The organism is Nocardioides sp. Z22_16, from assembly GCF_058134365.1.
In genome coordinates, this window is record NZ_JBYTTI010000004.1 from 149,179 (window position 1) to 165,449 (window position 16,271).

Sequence of the window (16,271 nt, forward strand, 5' to 3'; positions counted from 1 at the left end):
CTAGGGTGGCTCCATGACTCGTATCGCTGTCGTCGGGGGCCACGGCCAGGTGGCCCGTCGCCTGCACCCGCTCCTCGTCGAGGCCGGCCACCAACCCGTCGCGCTGGTCCGCAAGGAGGAGTACCGCGACGAGCTCGAGGCGCAGGGTGCCGAGGTGCGTCTGCTGGACATCGAGTCCGCTGCCGCCACGGAGTTCGCTCGCGCCTTCGACGGCTGCCACGCGGTGGTCTTCGCCGCCGGCGGGGGCCCGGACGGCAACATCGAGCGGAAGCGGAGCGTCGACCTCGAGGGCTCGCTCAAGTCGATCGAGGGGGCGCGCCAGGCTGGGATCACCCGCTTCGTCCAGGTCTCCGCGATCTCGGTCGACGACCCCCTCCCCGAGGACACGGCCCCCGTGTGGCGCGCCTACGTGGAGGCCAAGCGGGACGCCGACGCGGCGCTGCGCGAGAGCGGGCTCGACTGGACCATCCTGCGACCCGGAGCGCTCCTCGACGACGACCCGACCGGCCACGTGCGGCTGGCCCCGAAGGTCGAGCCCGGCAGCGTCCCCCGCGGCGACGTGGCGGCCGTGCTCGCCGCCGTCCTCGACACCGGCGCCGGCATCGGAGCCACCTGGGAGCTGGTCTCCGGGGAGACCCCCGTCGCGGAGGCGGTGGCGACCGCGCCTACTCGGTGAGCGCGGAGTAGGCCACCACCCCGCGGCGCAGCCGGTCGACGGTCTGCCGGGCGACCTTGCGCAACGGGGAGTCCGCCGCGGCGTCGGCCACCTGCCCGGCCAGGTCCAGCAGCTGCTTCATCCAGCGCACGAAGTCGCCGGCGGCCAGGTCCACGGCGCCGAGGACCTCGTCCAGCTCGTCCCCCTCGGCCCAGCGGTACGCCGCCCAGGCGAAGCCGAGGTCCGGCTCACGCAGGAAGTCGAGCCGGTGGTCCTTCTCCAGGGCGTCGAGCTGCGCCCACAGGCGCACCATCTCGCCGATCACGTCGCGGGCCTGGCCCGCCGGAAGCCTCGGTGGCGAGGCGTCGTCCGCCCGCCGCGTCTCGTAGACCAGGACGGAGAGCACGGCGGCCAGCTCCGAGGGGTCCAGGTCGTCCCACAGACCCAGGCGCAGCGACTCCGCGGCCACCAGGTCCATGTCGGTGTAGATCCGGCGGAGCCGGCCCCCGCGCTCGGTCACGGTGTCGCCGTCCAAGTAGTCGAGCGCCACCAGCACCTCGCAGACACGGTCGAAGACGCGAGCCACGGTGTTGGTCCGCTGCTCCACCCGGCGGCGCAGCGTCGCGGAGTCACGGGAGAGCTTGAACCACCGCTCCGCCCAGCGGGCGTGGTCCTCGCGCTCCGGGCACTGGTGGCACGGGTGCTCCTTCAGGCGGCGCCGCAGGTCGTCGATACGCCGCTCCGCGGCCGACTGACCGGGGGCCGCTCCCCCCGCAGACCGCCGCCGCGCGGGCGGGGGTGGCGTGAGGTCGTGGGTGCGGGCCCGCAGGGCGCTGGCCAGGTCCCGCCGCATCTGGGGGTTGCGACCGTTGAAAGCGCGGGGCACGCGGACGCGGGTCACCGGCTCGACGGGTGAGGGGAAGTCGATCGGGGAGAGCCTGCGGGCCTGACGCTCCGCGGTCACCACGTAGGGCCGGGGCTCGTCGGGGTTGCCCAGGCCGGGGTCCACCACCACGGCGAACCCGGAGAACTTCCCGGCGGGCACCACGATGACGTCGCCCGGCTTGAGCCGCTGCAGCGAGGTCAGCGCCTCGTCGCGCTGGCTCGACCTGCGCTCCCGCGCGGCGGCCTTCTCCTCGTCGGAGATCTGGCGGCGCAGCGCTGCGTACTCCATGAAGTCGCCCAGGTGACAGGTGGCCGACTCGGCGTACCCGTCCAGCGCCTCCTCGGCCTTGTGCAGCTGGCGGGCGAGCCCGACCACCGCACGATCGGCCTGGAACTGGGCGAACGACATCTCCAGCAGCTCACGGGCGCGTTCGCGGCCGAACTGGTGGACCAGGTTGACGGCCATGTTGTAGGAGGGCCGGAACGACGAGCGGAGCGGGTAGGTGCGGGTGGAGGCGAGGCCGGCCAGCTCCCGGGGGTCCGTCCCGGGCTGCCACAGGACCACCGCGTGGCCCTCCACGTCCAGGCCGCGGCGCCCCGCGCGCCCGGTCAGCTGGGTGTACTCCCCCGGGGTGATGTCGGCGTGATTCTCCCCGTTCCACTTCGACAGCTTCTCGATGACCACGGTCCGGGCCGGCATGTTGATGCCGAGCGCCAGTGTCTCGGTGGCGAAGACGACCTTGCAGAGCCCGCGGACGAAGAGCTCCTCCACGCACTGCTTGAAGGTGGGGAGCATGCCGGCGTGGTGGGAGGCCACGCCGCGGGTGAGACCCTCGAGGAACTCGTGGTAGCCGAGCACCTGCAGGTCCTCGTCGGGCAGGTGCCGGCAACGCTCCTCGACGAAGGCGAAGATCTCCTCGCGCTCCGCCGGCGTCGTGAGCCGCACGTTGGCGGAGAGGCACTGGGTGACGGCGGCGTCGCAGCCGACGCGGCTGAAGATGAAGACGATGGCCGGCAGCATGCCCCGGCGCTCCAGCTGGTCGATCACGTCCACCCGGCTGGGGATCCAGACCCGGCGCCCGTTGCCCACGTTCCTGGGGTTCTTCGACGAGCCCGGCTTCCCCTTCCGGGGCGACCGGCGGTCGCGCATGAGCCGGGTGCTGGCCCAGTCGTCGCGGGCGACCTTCAGCAGCTCCTCGTTGACCGGCGCCCCCTCCTTGACGAAGCCGGCGCTGGCGTCGACGTCGGAGCTGGCGAAGAGGTCGAGGATGCGTCGCCCCACCATGACGTGCTGGAAGAGCGGGACCGGACGACGCTCCTCCACGATCGTGGCGGTGTCGCCCCGCACGGTGGCCAGCCACTCACCGAACTCCTCGGCGTTGGAGACCGTGGCGGAGAGCGAGACCACCGAGACCGACTCCGGCAGGTGGATGATCACCTCCTCCCAGACCGCGCCCCGGGCGCGGTCCGCCAGGTAGTGCACCTCGTCCATCACCACGAAGCCCAGCCCGGCCAGGGTGTGCGACCCGGCGTAGAGCATGTTGCGGAGGACCTCGGTGGTCATCACGACCACCGGCGCCTCCCCGTTGACGGTGTGGTCGCCGGTCAGCAGCCCCACGTTGCCGGCGCCGTGCCGCTCCACCAGGTCGTGGTACTTCTGGTTGGAGAGCGCCTTGATCGGGGTGGTGTAGAAGCACTTGCGGCCGGTGGAGAGCGCCAGGTGCACCGCGAACTCGCCGACCACGGTCTTGCCCGAGCCCGTCGGGGCGGCCACCAGGACCCCCCGGCCCTCCTCGATCTCACGACAGGCGCGCAGCTGGAAGTCGTCGAGGCCGAAGGGGTAGCTTCCGGCGAACTCGGCGAGGACGGGGTGCTGGCGCTGCTTGCGGTAGGCGGCGTACGCCTCGGAGGGACTGGTCATGACCACACCTTCAGCGCCGCGGGGACGCACTCGATCGTCAGGGGTAGCGGGCCGAGGCGCTCACCGTCCGCGTAGGCGACGATGCCCGGCGCGGCGATGGTCACCTTCCGGACCCGGTGGTGCTCGTACTGCGGAAGGGTCACGTGGCTGCCGGTGAGGAGGCGCGGGTAGCTCCGGACCAGGGCGGTGCGGCTCATCGGGCGGATGATCACCACGTCGAGCAGCCCGTCGTCGAGCAGGGCCCCCTCGGTGATCCTCAGCCCGCCCCCGAAGGAGGGACCGTTGCCCACCGCGACCAGCATGGCGTCCACCTTGCGTGCCACGCCGTCCAGGTCGAGCCGGTAGGTGAGGGGTCGGAAGCTCCTGAGCTCGGCCAGGGTCGCGAGACCGTAGCGCGCCTGGCCCCACGGCCGGCGCATCGTGCCGGCACGCTCGTGGACGACCGCGTCGAAGCCGGCCGCCAGCACGGTCGCGAAGAAGCGACCACCGGATCTCGCCACGTCGACGGTGCGGGTCCGGTTGGCCACGACCCGGTCGGCGGCCGCCTCGGGATCGTCGCGCGGGAGGCTGAAGTAGCCGGCCACGTCGTTGCTGCTCCCGGTCGGGACCAGGCCGATCGGCACGTCGGTCCCTGCCACCGCCTGCAGCCCGAGGTGGAAGATCCCGTCACCGCCGCAGACCACCACTCCGTCGACGCCGTCCGCGACGCTCTGCCGAGCCAGGTCGAGCGTCTCGTCGCAGTCGCGGCCGACGAGGTCGCGGACCACGAGGCCGCTGTCGCGCAGCCGCGCCACGGCCCGCGGTCCGTGGGAGCGCGCACGTCCCCGACCCGCGACGGGGTCGGTGAGGAACGCGATCTCTCGGCGGCTTCGGGTCACCCCTCGACCCTAGCGACCGGTCGAACCACGTCGCGGAGACTGGGCCCCGATGCGCAGGTGGGCGGCGAACCTCTCCGGCGAACCCCCGACGGCTCGCGCCAACCTGGCGAGGGACTCCAGGACGAGGTCGGCGTCGAACCGCGTGCCCGGGACGGCCAGGGTGAGCCGGCCGACCCGGTGGCCGAGCAGCACCTGCCCGTGCTGCCACGCCTGGTGGGCCCGGGCCCGCCGGTCGTTCGCGACCACCGGCGCCGGATAGGCCTCGTCGACGGCCAGCAGGTCGCAGTGGAGGGAGTCTCGCTCAGGGGTGGTGAGCTCCCCGGCGACCAGGTGACCGGTCCGCAGCCCCACCTCGGGGGTCCAGGTGACCTCGCGGGTGCCCAGCCACTCGGGGAGGTCGAAGGGGTCGACGTCGACGATCTCGGGGGGTTGCACGGGACCCACCCTCTCAGAGGGGTGAAGCCTCGTCGTCGGCCCACGTCGGCTCGGCCGCCGTGCGCCGCGCCCGCACCCGGTCGAGGGTCCGGGCCACCACCTCGGCGACCACGAAGAGAAGCAGCATCGGGATGGCGAGCGCGAGCATCGAGAAGGGGTCGGTGGAGGGCGTCGCGATCGCTGCGAAGACGAAGGTCCCGACGATGATCCAAGGGCGGAACCGTCCGATCGCCGCCCCGCTCACCACTCCGGCGAGGTTGAGCATGATCACGAAGAGCGGGATCTCGAAGGCGACGCCGAAGACGAGCAGCATCCGGCTCAGGAAGGAGAAGTAGGTGCCGAACTCGACCAGGCTCTGCAGCTGGTCGGGGGTGAAGCCGATCAGCACCTCGAGCCCCTTCGGCAGCACGTAGTAGCCGGTCGCCACCCCGGCCAGGAAGAGCGGACCCGCCACCGCCGCGAAGATCCGCGACCAGCGCCGCTCGTCTCGGTGGAGCCCGGGGAGGATGAAGCCCCAGATCTGGGAGAGCCAGTAGGGGCTGGAGATGACGATCGCCGCGACCCCGCAGAGCTTCAGCTGGAGCAGCAGGGGCCCCGTCGCACCCTCCACGTAGGCCATCGTCTGGACGTCCTCATCCAGCTGGGCCCGGGCGCTGTTGTAGGGGTCGAGCACCAGGCCGAGAAGCTCCTCGTAGAAGAAGAGCGCGGCCACGAAGACCGTGACCAGGACCAGGGCGGCACGGAGCACCCGCGCCCTGAGCTCGCGGAAGTGGTCGCTCAGCGGCATCCGGCCGTCCGGGCCCACCGGGTGCTGAGGGGTGCCCCGCAGGACGGCGAGCGACGCTCTCAGCATCACCCGGCTCAGAGGGTGTCGTCGCGGCGCGGCTCGTCGTGGCCGGCGCGGGCCTGACGAGCCTCGAGCTCACGCTGCTCGGGGGTCTTGTCGTCGTCGTCCATCAGGCCCTTGGTCTCCGCCTTGAAGATCCGCAGGGCGCGACCGCTCCCCCGAGCCAGCTCGGGGAGCTTGGAGGCACCGAAGAGGAGGACGATGACAGCCAGGATGATGAGCAGCTCGGTCGGGCCGAGACCGGCGATCTGCGCGTTCAGGTTCATGTCGTTCCTCGGGTGGGCGGGTGGGAGGCTTCCATGCTACTTCGGCAATGTTTCGTAGAGCGCCAGGGCGTCGCGGGCGGCCTCCCGGCACGCCTCGGCCAGCTCGGGGGGTGCCACCACCTCCGCGTGCGGGGCCAGCCGGAGCACCAGGCGGGTCAGCCAGCGTGCGTCGCCGACGAGCAGCTCGACCTCGAGCCGCCCGTCGTCGAGGTGACGGACCTCCTCCACGGGGAAGTACTCCGGCACCCAGTGGGCGCCGGGTCCCAGTCGGAGGGTGACCCGCTGCCCGGCCCGGGCGTGCTCGAAGAGCGCCTCGGAGAGGTCCGTGGGCGCCTCGTCGTGCCGCGCCGCGGGCTCCTCGAGGACCTCGAGGGCGTGGATCCGGTCGAGACGGAAGACCCGCCGCCCCTCGGCGGAGCGGCACCAGCCCTCCAGGTAGTCGAACCCGTCGGCACGCCAGAGCCGCACCGGGTCGACCACCCGCTCACCCGCCTCGTCGCGGGTGGGCACCCAGTAGGTCAGCCGCACCTGCCGCTGGGCGGCCAGCGCCCGCTCGAGCGACGCGCGGATCTCCGCCACCCCCTGGTCGGTGTGGTCCAGCTCGACCTGCCGGTGGGCACTCCCGTCGGCGGCGGCCTGCTCGAGCTTGGCCAGGGTCCGGTCGACGACCTCCCGGGTGGGACCGGGCGAGCTGTCCCGCACCGCCCGCAGCGCCACGATCAGGGCGGTGGCCTCGGTGGGGCTGAGCCGGAGCGGGCGGGAGAGGTAGTCGGCGTTCGAGACCCGGATGACGCCGTCCGCCCCCTCACCCTCGAGGGCGTCGAGGTCGACGTCGATGAGGTCGTCGGGGTAGCCCCCGGGCAGGCCGCACATCAGGAGGACCTTGAGGTCGCGCACCACCTGCGAGGTGGTGGTCCCCAGGGCCTGGGCCGCGTCCTCGAGCCGCACGGAGCCGCGGGCGTGCAGGAACGGCACCAGGGTGAGCAGGCGGGCGACCTGCTCCCGGGCCCCGCTGCCTGCCGAGCTCATGCCGCTCCCCCGCTCCGCGCCAGTCCGGCCAGCCGGTCGCGGACCTGCTCCCTGAGGGATTCCGGTGACTCCACGCAGGCGTTCGCACCGTAGGTCAGCACCTCGTCGGCCACCGCGCGGGGGCTCCCGAGGAGGCGGAGCCGGTCCCACTGCGAGGTGCGGTCGGGTCCGGGCACGTCGTTCTCGACCGCCTCGGCCATCCTGCGCAGGCCGTGCCCGGTGCCGGCCCGCACCAGGACGGTGAGGGGCTCGTTCTCGGGCGCCGGGACCAGGCGGGTGGTCACGGCACGGATGTCGGTGCCCGCGGGGACGTCGTAGCCGCCGGGCGGACCGACCAGGCGGGCCCGGCCCGCGATCCTGGAGAGCCGGAACACCCGCTCCCCGCGGCGGTCGGTGTCGAACCCCACCGCGTACCAGCGGCCGGAGTAGCGGACCACGCCCCAGGGCTGCAGGTGCCGGGTGGTCGGCTCCCTCTCGCCGGCGCGCCGGTAGTCGAAGACGACCGCGCGACGTTCCTGCGTCGCCTGCCAGAACGCGTCGAACGTCGGCTCGTCGGCCCCGATGTGGGGCTCCACGATGTCGAGCGCGCCCACGTCGACCGGCACGTTGGCTGCCGCCAGCTTGCGCAGCGCCTCGGTCGTGGCCTCGGCCAGGGTCGCGTGCTGCCAGACCTTGCCGGCGAGCCCCACCACGGCCGCCTCGTCGGCGTCGAGACTGATCTCGGGGAGGGCGAGCTCGTCGGGACGGATCCGGTAGCCGACCTCGTCATCGAAGTAGGCGTCCAGCGTGCCGACCTCGACCGGGACCCCCAGGCTGCGCAGCTCCTCCTTGTCGCGGTCGAACATCCGCTCGAAGGCCTCCTCGCCCTGGCCCGGGTAGAGGATCTCCCGGATCCGCGACTTGGGGACGAAGCGCTGCTGCACCAGCAGCATGATCAGCAGGTTGAGCAACCGCTCGCTCTTCCGGTTGGTCACCGACGCCCCGCCCCCTCCCCCTCGTCCTCTCCGCCGGCCGGGTCAGCCCGCGGCGAGGATGTCGACCACGAAGTAGAGGGTGTCGGTCCCCTTGATCCCGGCGTCCGGCTGTCCCTTCTTGCCGTAGCCCAGCGCCGGCGGGATCGCGACGATGACGCGGGAGCCGACCGTCTCGCCGACGAGCGCCTGGTCCCAGCCCTCCACGACCGCGCCGACCCCGATCTGGAAGGGGACGGGCTCCCCCTTGGAGTAGGACTCGTCGAAGGGCTTCTTGCCCTTGTAGACCTGACCGAGGTAGTTGGCGTAGACCGTCTGGCCCTTCTTGACGACCGGGCCGTCGCCCTTGACCGACTTGGTCACCCAGAGCTTGCCGTTGGGGGCGGGCGCGCCGCTGAAGTCGAAGCCGGTGATCAGACCGTCCTTCTCGACCAGCTCGGGCGCCCACTTCGCGGGGGCGCGGTCCTCACCCTGAGGACCGTCCAGCACCTTGGTGACCAGCTCGGTCACGAAGAGCACACCGTCCTTGTTGCCGATCCCGAGCTGGGAGTTGCCGGCCTCCCCGTAGGCGTCCTCGGCGGAGGCGGCGACGGCGACGGTCGAGCCGATCTTCTGGCCGACGAGGCTCGCGCGCAGGCCGGGCAGCAGGGTGTCGTCGATGGTGATCATCTGGGGCTGGCCCTGCTCGTAGGAGTTGTACGCCTCCTCCTTGTCGAAGCCGTTGCCGATCCAGATGTGGGCGACCACCATGTCTCCGCTCTCGGTCTCCTCGCCGTCGCCCTCGACGAGCACGTCGGTCTCGACCTCGTCGGGGCCGAGCTGCTCGTTCCAGGTCACGTCGGGAGCCTTCCCGGACTCCGCCGAGATGGTCACCGCCTCCAGGCCGGCGCCGGAGCCGGCGTCGTCGCCGGAGTCACTTCCGCAGGCGGCGAGCGCGAGGAGGCTCAGGGCGAGGGTGGAGGCTGCCAGGGCACGACGAGGCACAGGGGTCAACTTTCGCGAGGTGATAGGAGCGCGGCCACCATATAGGGGGTACCTGAGAAACGACCGAACTCCCTCACATGCCGTCGATGAGCCGCTGCACCCGCTCGTCGTGGGACCGGAAGGGATCCTTGCAGAGCACGGTCCGCTGCGCCTGGTCGTTGAGCTTGAGGTGGACCCAGTCGACGGTGAAGTCGCGGCGCCGCTCCTGGGCGGTCCGGATGAACTCCCCGCGCAGCCGGGCGCGGGTGTTCTGAGGCGGCACGGACTTGGCCTCGAAGATCTTCAGGTCGGTGGTGACCCGCGCGACGGCTCCGCGCTTCTCGAGGAGGTAGTAGAGACCACGGCCTCGGTGGATGTCGTGGTAGGCGAGGTCGAGCTGGGCGATCCTGGCGTGCCCCAGGGGCAGCCCGTGCTTGTGGCGGTACCGCTCGATGAGCTTCCACTTGATGACCCAGTCCAGCTCACGGTCGACGAGGCCGAGGTCCTCGGACTCCACCGCCTTGAGCCCCCGCTCCCACAGGTCGAGGGTCCGCTCGATCAGCGGCGTGGAGATCCCCCGCCGGTCCACGAACTCCCGCGCCTTGCCGAGGTACTCGGCCTGGATCTCCAGTGCGCTGGCCTCCCGCCCGTTGGCCAGCCGCACCTTGCGCCGGCCCGTCATGTCGTGGGAGATCTCCCGGATGGCACGGATCGGGTTCTCCATGGTGAGGTCGCGCATCACCACGCCCTCCTCGATCATCCGCAGCACCAGGTCGCACGAGGCGAGCTTGAGCATGGTGGTGGTCTCGCTCATGTTGGAGTCGCCGACGATCACGTGCAGCCGGCGGTACTTCTCCGCGTCCGCGTGCGGCTCGTCGCGGGTGTTGATGATCGGCCTGCTCCGGGTGGTGGCGCTGGAGACGCCCTCCCAGATGTGCTCGGCCCGCTGGGAGACGGCGTACGACGCCCCACGTGGCGTCTGGCTCACCTTCCCTGCCCCCACCAGGATCTGCCGGGTGACCAGGAACGGGATGAGCACCTCGGCGAGCCGGCTGAACTCCCCCGCACGTCCCACGAGGTAGTTCTCGTGGCACCCGTAGGAGTTGCCCGCCGAGTCGGTGTTGTTCTTGAACAGGTAGATGTCCCCGGAGATGCCCTCGTCGTGGAGGCGTTGCTCGGCGTCGAGCAGCAGCCCCTCCAGGATCCGCTCCCCGGCCTTGTCGTGGGTGACCAGCTCGGTGATGTCGTCGCACTCGGGCGTCGCGTACTCCGGGTGGCTGCCGACGTCGAGGTAGAGGCGCGAGCCGTTGCGGAGGAAGACGTTGCTGCTGCGTCCCCACGAGACGACCTTGCGGAAGAGGTAGCGGGCCACCTCGTCGGGACTGAGGCGGCGCTGACCCTTGAACGTGCACGTGACGCCGTACTCGTTCTCGATCCCGAAGATCCGACGGTCCATGAACCCACCCTAGGGGCAGGCACCAGGCCTGGCCCCGAACCTGGCCCCGAACCCGGCCCGCAATCTGCTCGGGCACCGCGTCGGAGGGTGCGACCATGGGGCGTGCGCCCAGCCGCCCTCGCCCTCGTCCCGCTCGTCCTCGCGGGGCTGCTCTCGGCCTGCCAGGACTCCGGGACGCAGGCGCAGGACCGGCCCCCCACCGAGGCGCCGGTCCGGAGCCAGGCCCCCGATGCCACGCCCTCCGCTGCGCCGTCCGAGCAGCCGACCACGCAGCCGGCACCTCGGCCACGGCTGGTACGACCAGGGGACCTGGACCCTCGGACGGCGATGCGGGTCGTGCGGCACCTGGCGGGGCGGATCGGCCCCCGTCCCGCCACCGGAGCCGCCTTCGAGCAGGCGGCGCGGTGGGTGGCCGCGGAGCTCGACGAGGCCGGGTGGCAGACCAGGACGACCCGGTTCGCCGTGCCGTCAGGAGACTCCTGGGGCGTGCCCGTCCCGGCCGGTCGCTCGGCCAACGTGGTGGCCACCCGGCCGGGCTTCTCCCCCGAGGAGCCGCACCTGCTCGTGGGGGCCCACCTCGACACGGTGCCCGTCGCGGCCGGCGCCGAGGACAACGCCTCCGGGGTAGGGGTGCTCGTCGCGGTGGCGCAGGCGCTCTCGGGGACCCGCGGCCGGTTGCCGGTCGTGCTGGTGGCCTTCGGTGCCGAGGAGCCGCGCGGCCCCGGCGACGACGATCACCACTACGGGTCCCGGCACTACGTGAGCACCATGTCGGCCCCCCAGCGCCGAGCCCTGCGCGGCATGGTGTCGCTGGACCGGGTCGGTGTGGGCGTCCGGGTCCCCGTCTGCAGCGCCCAGGACCCCGACCGCCTTCGTGCCCAGGTCCTGGCGGGCGCAGCGCGTGCGAGAGTGCCGGTGACGCCGTGCCAGGAGAACAGGGCCAGTGACCACTGGTCGTTCGTCCGGGCGGGTCTGCCCGGGGTACGCCTGGGGAGCACCCCGTACGCCGGCTACCACAGCGCCGCCGACACCCCCGAGGTGGTGGACCCCGCCCAGCTGGTGCGCACAGGACGTGTCGCCCTGGCCTGGCTCGGCCGGGTCACCTGAGCGCGAAGGGGCCGGTGCTCGCCCGCCACACGTCGCCCAGGATCTCCGCGGCCTCCGACGGCCCTGCCGGTCGGGGGGCGAAGCCCTCCCCCATCCGGTAGGGCAGCAGCTCGACGCCCTTGAGCTCCTCGCCCCAGAAGACCGCCTCCAGCAGCACGCCCTGCTGGGTCTGGGTCATGAAGTCCATGTCGAAGACGAAGTTGCCCAGGGAGTGGGCGAGCAGGCGGCCTCGGTGCCACTGGAGGCCCTGCACCCAGTGCGGGTGGCCGCCCACCACCAGGTCGGCCCCGGCCTCGATGAGCTGGCGTCCGACCTCGCGCTGCACCGGCTCGGCCCGGTGGGTGTACTGGGTGCCCCAGTGCGGAAGCACCACGACCACGTCGACCCGGCGGTCCAGCCGCCGGACACCGGCCAGCACGCGGTCGAGATCGGCCCGCACCAGCGGACCGGTGCGAGGAGGCATGCGCACCGAGGAGGCTCCGGGGGTCTTCCGGGTGGCTGCGGGGGTCTCCCCGATCGCGTTGAAGCCGAGGAGCCCGAACCGGACCCCGCCGCGGTCCAGGATGGCGGGGGCCGCGGCCCGCGCGAGGTCCTGGCCCGCGCCGAAGGGGACCACCGAGGAGTCCCGGAGCCGGGAGACGGTCTCCACGAGCGCGGCGGGACCGTAGTCGCCGGTGTGGTTGTTGGCCAGGGAGACGGCATCGAACCCGGCCGACTCCAGGATCCCCAGCACTGACGGCTCCGCGCCGAAGGAGTCGCCGCCCTGGGTCGGTGAGCCGGCTCGGGACAGGGTGCCCTCGAGGTTCGCCACCGTCAGGTCTGCCTGCGCCAGGCGGGAGGAGAGCGGTGCCAGGGCGGCCGCCGGGTCGGTGACCCCTCGGGTGAGCATCACGTCCCCAGCCACCGTCAGGGTGACCGGACGCCCCGGAGCCTCGGGCGCGATCACCTGGAGGGGGTACCGGCCCGGGTCGCGCAGCGGGTCGATCCCGGCGACCACCGCGGTGCGCACCCGCGCGTCGACCGCCCGGGCCGGCACCACCCCCAGCGCCCTGGGATCTGCCAGGACCCGGCGCACCTCGGCGCTCGCGGGCGCAGACGTGTCGCGGGCCGTGACCAGTCGCCGCGCCCGGGCCAGGCCGAGGCGAGGTCGCGGACGGGTGGCGTGCCCGATCACCACCAGTGGCTCGCGGTGCCCGGGCTCCGCCGAGGAGCGAGGCCGAGGCGCCGCGTCGCGCGGTGGCCTGTCACCGGGACCGGACAGGTCGGAGCAGGCGGGGAGGACGAGCAGGCAGACCAGGGCGACCGCACCTGCCCTCCCCGCGCATCTCACGCCAGAGGGTCCAGGGGATCCACGGGCGGCCGCGGACCCGGCTCGTCCTCCTGCGGGCGCACCGGGGAGGCAGCAGGATCCCCCGGTGCGGTCGGTGGGGACGCCGGAGCCGCGCTCGGAGGCGCAAGAGGCGGCGACACAGGGGCTGGTGCGGAGGCGGGCTGCTCGGCCTCCGCTCGGGTCGCGTCCTGCTCGGGACCCGGCGTCGCGGCCCGCTCCCCCAGGACCGCGTTCAGGCGGTCGCCACGCACCCGGTGGAACTTGCGCATCTGCGTGCGGCTCCGGTCGAGCACCGCGACCTCCAGGTCGCTCACCGGGATCACCCGGTCGGTGGACTCGGAGTGTCCCAGGGCCGCCACCGCGAGGCGGATCGCCTCGTCGAGGCCGAGTCCTGGGCTGTAGTGCTCCTTGAGGTGCGCCGCCACCACGTCGGCAGCGCCGCCCATCACGGCGAAGCCGTGCTCGTCGGCCACCTGGCCGTCGTAGGTGAGCCGGTAGATCTGGTCGTCCTCGGCGGCGTCGCCGATCTCGGCGACGAAGAGCTCCACCTCGTAGGGCTTCTCGCCGCCACTGCTGAAGATGGTGCCCAGGGTCTGCGCGTAGGCGTTGGCCAGCCCCCGGCAGGTCACGTCGCGGCGGTCGTAGGAGTAGCCGCGGATGTCGGCGAGCCGCACCCCCGCGATCCGGAGGTTCTCGAACTCGTTGTAGCGACCCACCGCGGCGAAGGCGATGCGGTCGTAGATCTCGGAGACCTTGTGCAGCGCCTGGGAGGGGTTCTCGGAGACGAAGAGCACCCCGTCGGCGTACTGCACCACGACCACCGACCGACCGCGTGCGATCCCCTTGCGGGCGAAGTCGGCACGGTCCTTCATCTGCTGCTCGGGCGAGACGTAGAACGGCATGCTCATCGGATCTGGTCCTCCTGGACGTCTGGGGTACGGCGGATCACGTGAGCGAGGCAGCGGGACCGTCGGGCCGGAGCATCCGGCTCGCCACGATCCGGTCGGCGACGGCGGCCACCTCGTCGTCGGCCAGGCGGCGGCCGCCGTCGGCGGTGATCACGTGGACGACCGGGAAGATGCGCCGCGCGAGGTCGGGTCCACCCGTGGCGGAGTCGTCGTCGGCGGCGTCGTAGAGCGCCTGGACGACCGCGGTCACGCAGCCCTCGGCGTCGAGATCCTCGCGGTAGAGCTTCTTGAGGGACCCGCGGGCGAAGAGGGAGCCGGAGCCGACGGCGTGGAAGGCCGTCTCCTCGTAGCGCCCGCCGGTCACGTCGTAGGAGAAGATCCGGCCCTGGCCGGCCGCGACGTCGAAGCCGGCGAAGAGCGGCACGACGGCCAGGCCCTGCATGGCCATGCCCAGGTTGGAGCGGATCAGTGCGGCGAGCCGGTTGGCCTTGCCGTCCATGGAGAGCGTGGTGCCCTCGATCTTCTCGTAGTGCTCCAGCTCCGTCTGGAACAGGCGCACCATCTCCACCGCCAGGCCCGCCGTGCCGGCGATCCCGACGCACGAGAACTCGTCGGCGGGGAAGACCTTCTCGATGTCGCGCTGGGCGATGATGTTGCCCATGGTGGCGCGCCGGTCGCCCGCCATCATCACGCCGCCGGGGAAGGTGGCCGCGACGATGGTGGTCCCGTGCGGGGCCAGCTGGGAGGCGTCGACGGGCGGCAGCGCCCGACGCGACGGCAGCAGCTCGGGGGCCTCCTCCGCGAGGAAGTCCGCGAAGGACGAGGAGCCGGGCTGCAGGTAGGCCGGGCGCAGGCGGGGGGTCCCGTCGCTCACCTACTCGCCGCCCTTCTGGATGAAGGACTTCACGAAGTCCTCGGCGTTGGTCTCCAGCACGTCGTCGATCTCGTCGAGGATCGCGTCGACGTCGTCGTCGAGGGCGTCCTTGCGCTCGGCGACGTCGTTCTCCACGACCTCCTCGCCGAGCTCCTCCTCCTGGGAGGACTTCCGCGGCTGCTTCTGCTCCTGGGACATGTCAGCGACCCTATCGGTAGGGCCCGCACGAGGCGGGCGACTTAGGTGGTCAGGGCGACGAAGAGCTGCTCGGCGGTGTCGCAGCGGTCCAGCAGCGCCCCGACGTGCGCGCGGGTGCCGCGCAGCGGGTCGACGGTCGGGATGCGCTGCAGGGACTCCCGGCCGGGGAGGTCGAAGATGACCGAGTCCCAGGAGGCGGCGGCGATGTCGGCCGGGTACTTCTCCAGGCACCTGCCGCGGAAGTAGGCACGGGTGTCGGTGGGGGGCTCGTGCATCGCGGCCTCGACCGTCGCGTCGTCGAGGAGGCGTTCGACCCGCCCGGCTCGCACGAGCCGCTGGTAGAGGCCCTTCTCCGGCCGGATGTCGGAGTACTGCAGGTCGATCAGCTGCAGCTTCGCGTCGTCCCAGTCGAGCCCGTCACGGTCGCGGTACTGGGTGAGCAGCTTGAGCTTGGCCACCCAGTCCAGCTCGGCGGCACAGAGGAAGGGGTCGCGCTCCAGACGGTCGAGGACCGACTCCCAGCGCAGCAGCACGTCGGCGGTCTGGGGGTCGTCGGCGCCACCGGTGCTCTCGACGTACTTGCGGGTCATCTCCAGGTACTCCCACTGCAGCTGCACGGCGGTCAGCCGCCGCCCGTCCGCCAGGGTGAGGAGGTGGGCCAGCGACGGGTCGTGCGAGACCGCGCGCAGGGAGGAGACCGGGTTGTGCACGGTCAGGTCGGCACTGATGAACCGGTCCTCGATCATGGCCAGGACCAGCGAGGTGGTGCCGACCTTGAGATAGGTGGAGACCTCGGCGAGGTTGGCGTCGCCGATGATCACGTGGAGGCGGCGGTACTTCTCAGGGTCGGCGTGCGGCTCGTCCCGGGTGTTGATGATCGGCCGCTTGAGCGTGGTCTCCAGGCCGACCTCCACCTCGAAGAAGTCGGCTCGCTGGCTCACCTGGAAGCCGTGCTCCCGCCCCTCCTGTCCCAGTCCGACCCGGCCCGCCCCGCAGACGACCTGGCGGCTGACGAAGAACGGGACCAGGTGCCGGACGATCTCCTGGAACGGCGTCGAGCGTCGCATCAGGTAGTTCTCGTGGGCCCCGTAGGAGGCGCCCTTGTTGTCGGTGTTGTTCTTGTAGAGCAGGATCTGGGGCGCCCCCGGCAGCTGACGTGCGAGCGCCGCGGCGTCGAGCATCACCAGCTCTCCCGCCTTGTCCCAGCGGACGACGTCCAGGGGGGTGGTGACCTCGGGCGTGGAGTACTCCGGGTGGGCGTGGTCCACGTAGAGCCGGGCGCCGTTGGTCAGGATCACGTTGGCCAGGCCCAGGTCCTCGTCGGTGAGCTGGCTGACGTCGGCGACCTGGCGGGACATGTCGTAGCCGCGGGCGTCACGCAGCGGGGACTCCTCCTCGAAGTCCCACCGCGCGCGACGCGCCTTCAGCGTCGCGGTGGCGTAGGCGTTCACCACCTGCGAGGAGGCCACCATCGGGTTGGCCTGCGGGTGGCCGGCGACCGAGATGCCGTACTCGATCTCCGTCCCCATCACGCGTCGCACGCTCATG

16 protein-coding genes are annotated in these 16,271 nt (G+C 72.2%); 2 read left to right on the plus strand and 14 right to left on the minus strand.

The genetic code is table 11. From position 1 onward, the window contains the following. Positions 1-13 precede the first annotated feature (13 nt). Positions 14-676, plus strand: a complete 663-nt coding sequence (locus AC3X7R_RS12860; protein ID WP_489966064.1) for an SDR family oxidoreductase — start codon at positions 14-16, stop codon at positions 674-676. On the opposite strand, the gene AC3X7R_RS12865 is transcribed toward AC3X7R_RS12860, so the two are convergent. The 9 genes from AC3X7R_RS12865 to pafA all read right to left on the minus strand — a co-directional run bounded on the left by AC3X7R_RS12865 (position 666) and on the right by pafA (position 10,306). Next, a complete protein-coding gene (locus tag AC3X7R_RS12865; RefSeq protein WP_489966065.1) occupies positions 666-3,461 on the minus strand; it encodes a DEAD/DEAH box helicase in 2,796 nt (931 codons plus the stop codon). The genes AC3X7R_RS12860 and AC3X7R_RS12865 overlap by 11 nt on opposite strands. Then, a complete protein-coding gene (locus AC3X7R_RS12870) occupies positions 3,458-4,339 on the minus strand; it encodes a diacylglycerol kinase family protein (RefSeq protein ID WP_489966066.1) in 882 nt (293 codons plus the stop codon). The genes AC3X7R_RS12865 and AC3X7R_RS12870 overlap by 4 nt, the downstream gene beginning before the upstream one ends. A gap of 9 nt (positions 4,340-4,348) precedes the next feature. After that, the gene (locus tag AC3X7R_RS12875) at positions 4,349-4,774 is read right to left on the minus strand and encodes a hypothetical protein (protein WP_489966067.1); all 426 of its coding nucleotides are present in this window, start codon (positions 4,772-4,774) and stop codon (positions 4,349-4,351) included. A gap of 13 nt (positions 4,775-4,787) precedes the next feature. After that, on the minus strand, positions 4,788-5,627 hold the full coding sequence (gene tatC / locus AC3X7R_RS12880) for a twin-arginine translocase subunit TatC (protein ID WP_489966068.1): 840 nt from the start codon (positions 5,625-5,627) through the stop codon (positions 4,788-4,790). Between the two features lie 8 nt (positions 5,628-5,635). Then, the gene (gene tatA / locus AC3X7R_RS12885; RefSeq protein ID WP_489966069.1) at positions 5,636-5,887 is read right to left on the minus strand and encodes a twin-arginine translocase TatA/TatE family subunit; all 252 of its coding nucleotides are present in this window, start codon (positions 5,885-5,887) and stop codon (positions 5,636-5,638) included. Positions 5,888-5,923: 36 nt separating this feature from the next. Further along, complete coding sequence (locus tag AC3X7R_RS12890; protein ID WP_489966070.1) at positions 5,924-6,916, minus strand: helix-turn-helix transcriptional regulator; 993 nt, start codon at positions 6,914-6,916, stop codon at positions 5,924-5,926. Beyond that, positions 6,913-7,890 carry a helix-turn-helix transcriptional regulator gene (locus tag AC3X7R_RS12895; RefSeq protein ID WP_489966071.1) on the minus strand — a complete coding sequence of 326 codons (978 nt, stop codon included), beginning with the start codon at positions 7,888-7,890 and terminating at the stop codon, positions 6,913-6,915. Before AC3X7R_RS12895 ends, AC3X7R_RS12890 begins: the two co-directional genes overlap by 4 nt. A 42-nt stretch (positions 7,891-7,932) precedes the next feature. Next, the gene (locus AC3X7R_RS12900) at positions 7,933-8,871 is read right to left on the minus strand and encodes an FKBP-type peptidyl-prolyl cis-trans isomerase (RefSeq protein WP_489966072.1); all 939 of its coding nucleotides are present in this window, start codon (positions 8,869-8,871) and stop codon (positions 7,933-7,935) included. Positions 8,872-8,944: 73 nt separating this feature from the next. Then, a complete protein-coding gene (gene pafA / locus AC3X7R_RS12905; RefSeq protein ID WP_489966073.1) occupies positions 8,945-10,306 on the minus strand; it encodes a Pup--protein ligase in 1,362 nt (453 codons plus the stop codon). Positions 10,307-10,408: 102 nt separating this feature from the next. Between pafA and AC3X7R_RS12910 the strand changes: the two genes are divergently transcribed. Further along, the gene (locus AC3X7R_RS12910; RefSeq protein ID WP_489966074.1) at positions 10,409-11,413 is read left to right on the plus strand and encodes a M28 family metallopeptidase; all 1,005 of its coding nucleotides are present in this window, start codon (positions 10,409-10,411) and stop codon (positions 11,411-11,413) included. Here AC3X7R_RS12910 and AC3X7R_RS12915 read toward each other — a convergent pair. From AC3X7R_RS12915 to dop, 5 genes are all read right to left on the minus strand, one after another. Further along, a complete protein-coding gene (locus AC3X7R_RS12915; RefSeq protein WP_489966075.1) occupies positions 11,406-12,587 on the minus strand; it encodes a CapA family protein in 1,182 nt (393 codons plus the stop codon). The two genes, AC3X7R_RS12910 and AC3X7R_RS12915, sit on opposite strands and share 8 nt — an antisense overlap. 152 nt (positions 12,588-12,739) lie before the next feature. Next, positions 12,740-13,651 carry a proteasome subunit alpha gene (gene prcA, locus AC3X7R_RS12920; RefSeq protein WP_489966076.1) on the minus strand — a complete coding sequence of 304 codons (912 nt, stop codon included), beginning with the start codon at positions 13,649-13,651 and terminating at the stop codon, positions 12,740-12,742. A gap of 37 nt (positions 13,652-13,688) precedes the next feature. Further along, positions 13,689-14,525 (minus strand): proteasome subunit beta, encoded by an 837-nt coding sequence (prcB, locus tag AC3X7R_RS12925; RefSeq protein WP_489966077.1) that lies wholly within the window; start codon positions 14,523-14,525, stop codon positions 13,689-13,691. Further along, the gene (locus tag AC3X7R_RS12930; protein ID WP_489966078.1) at positions 14,526-14,723 is read right to left on the minus strand and encodes a ubiquitin-like protein Pup; all 198 of its coding nucleotides are present in this window, start codon (positions 14,721-14,723) and stop codon (positions 14,526-14,528) included. A gap of 41 nt (positions 14,724-14,764) precedes the next feature. Next, positions 14,765-16,270 (minus strand): depupylase/deamidase Dop, encoded by a 1,506-nt coding sequence (dop, locus tag AC3X7R_RS12935; protein ID WP_489966079.1) that lies wholly within the window; start codon positions 16,268-16,270, stop codon positions 14,765-14,767. Position 16,271: the final 1 nt, after the last annotated feature.

Bases quoted from the DNA above. Each gene is read 5' to 3' on its own strand.
- AC3X7R_RS12890 (WP_489966070.1), bottom strand. From the start codon at position 6,916: ATGAGCTCGGCAGGCAGCGGGGCCCGGGAGCAGGTCGCCCGCCTGCTC.
- AC3X7R_RS12930 (WP_489966078.1), bottom strand. From the start codon at position 14,723: ATGTCCCAGGAGCAGAAGCAGCCGCGGAAGTCCTCCCAGGAGGAGGAG.
- prcA (WP_489966076.1), bottom strand. From the start codon at position 13,651: ATGAGCATGCCGTTCTACGTCTCGCCCGAGCAGCAGATGAAGGACCGT.
- pafA (WP_489966073.1), bottom strand. From the start codon at position 10,306: ATGGACCGTCGGATCTTCGGGATCGAGAACGAGTACGGCGTCACGTGC.
- AC3X7R_RS12860 (WP_489966064.1), top strand. From the start codon at position 14: ATGACTCGTATCGCTGTCGTCGGGGGCCACGGCCAGGTGGCCCGTCGC.
- tatA (WP_489966069.1), bottom strand. From the start codon at position 5,887: ATGAACCTGAACGCGCAGATCGCCGGTCTCGGCCCGACCGAGCTGCTC.
- AC3X7R_RS12865 (WP_489966065.1), bottom strand. From the start codon at position 3,461: ATGACCAGTCCCTCCGAGGCGTACGCCGCCTACCGCAAGCAGCGCCAG.
- tatC (WP_489966068.1), bottom strand. From the start codon at position 5,627: ATGCTGAGAGCGTCGCTCGCCGTCCTGCGGGGCACCCCTCAGCACCCG.
- dop (WP_489966079.1), bottom strand. From the start codon at position 16,270: ATGAGCGTGCGACGCGTGATGGGGACGGAGATCGAGTACGGCATCTCG.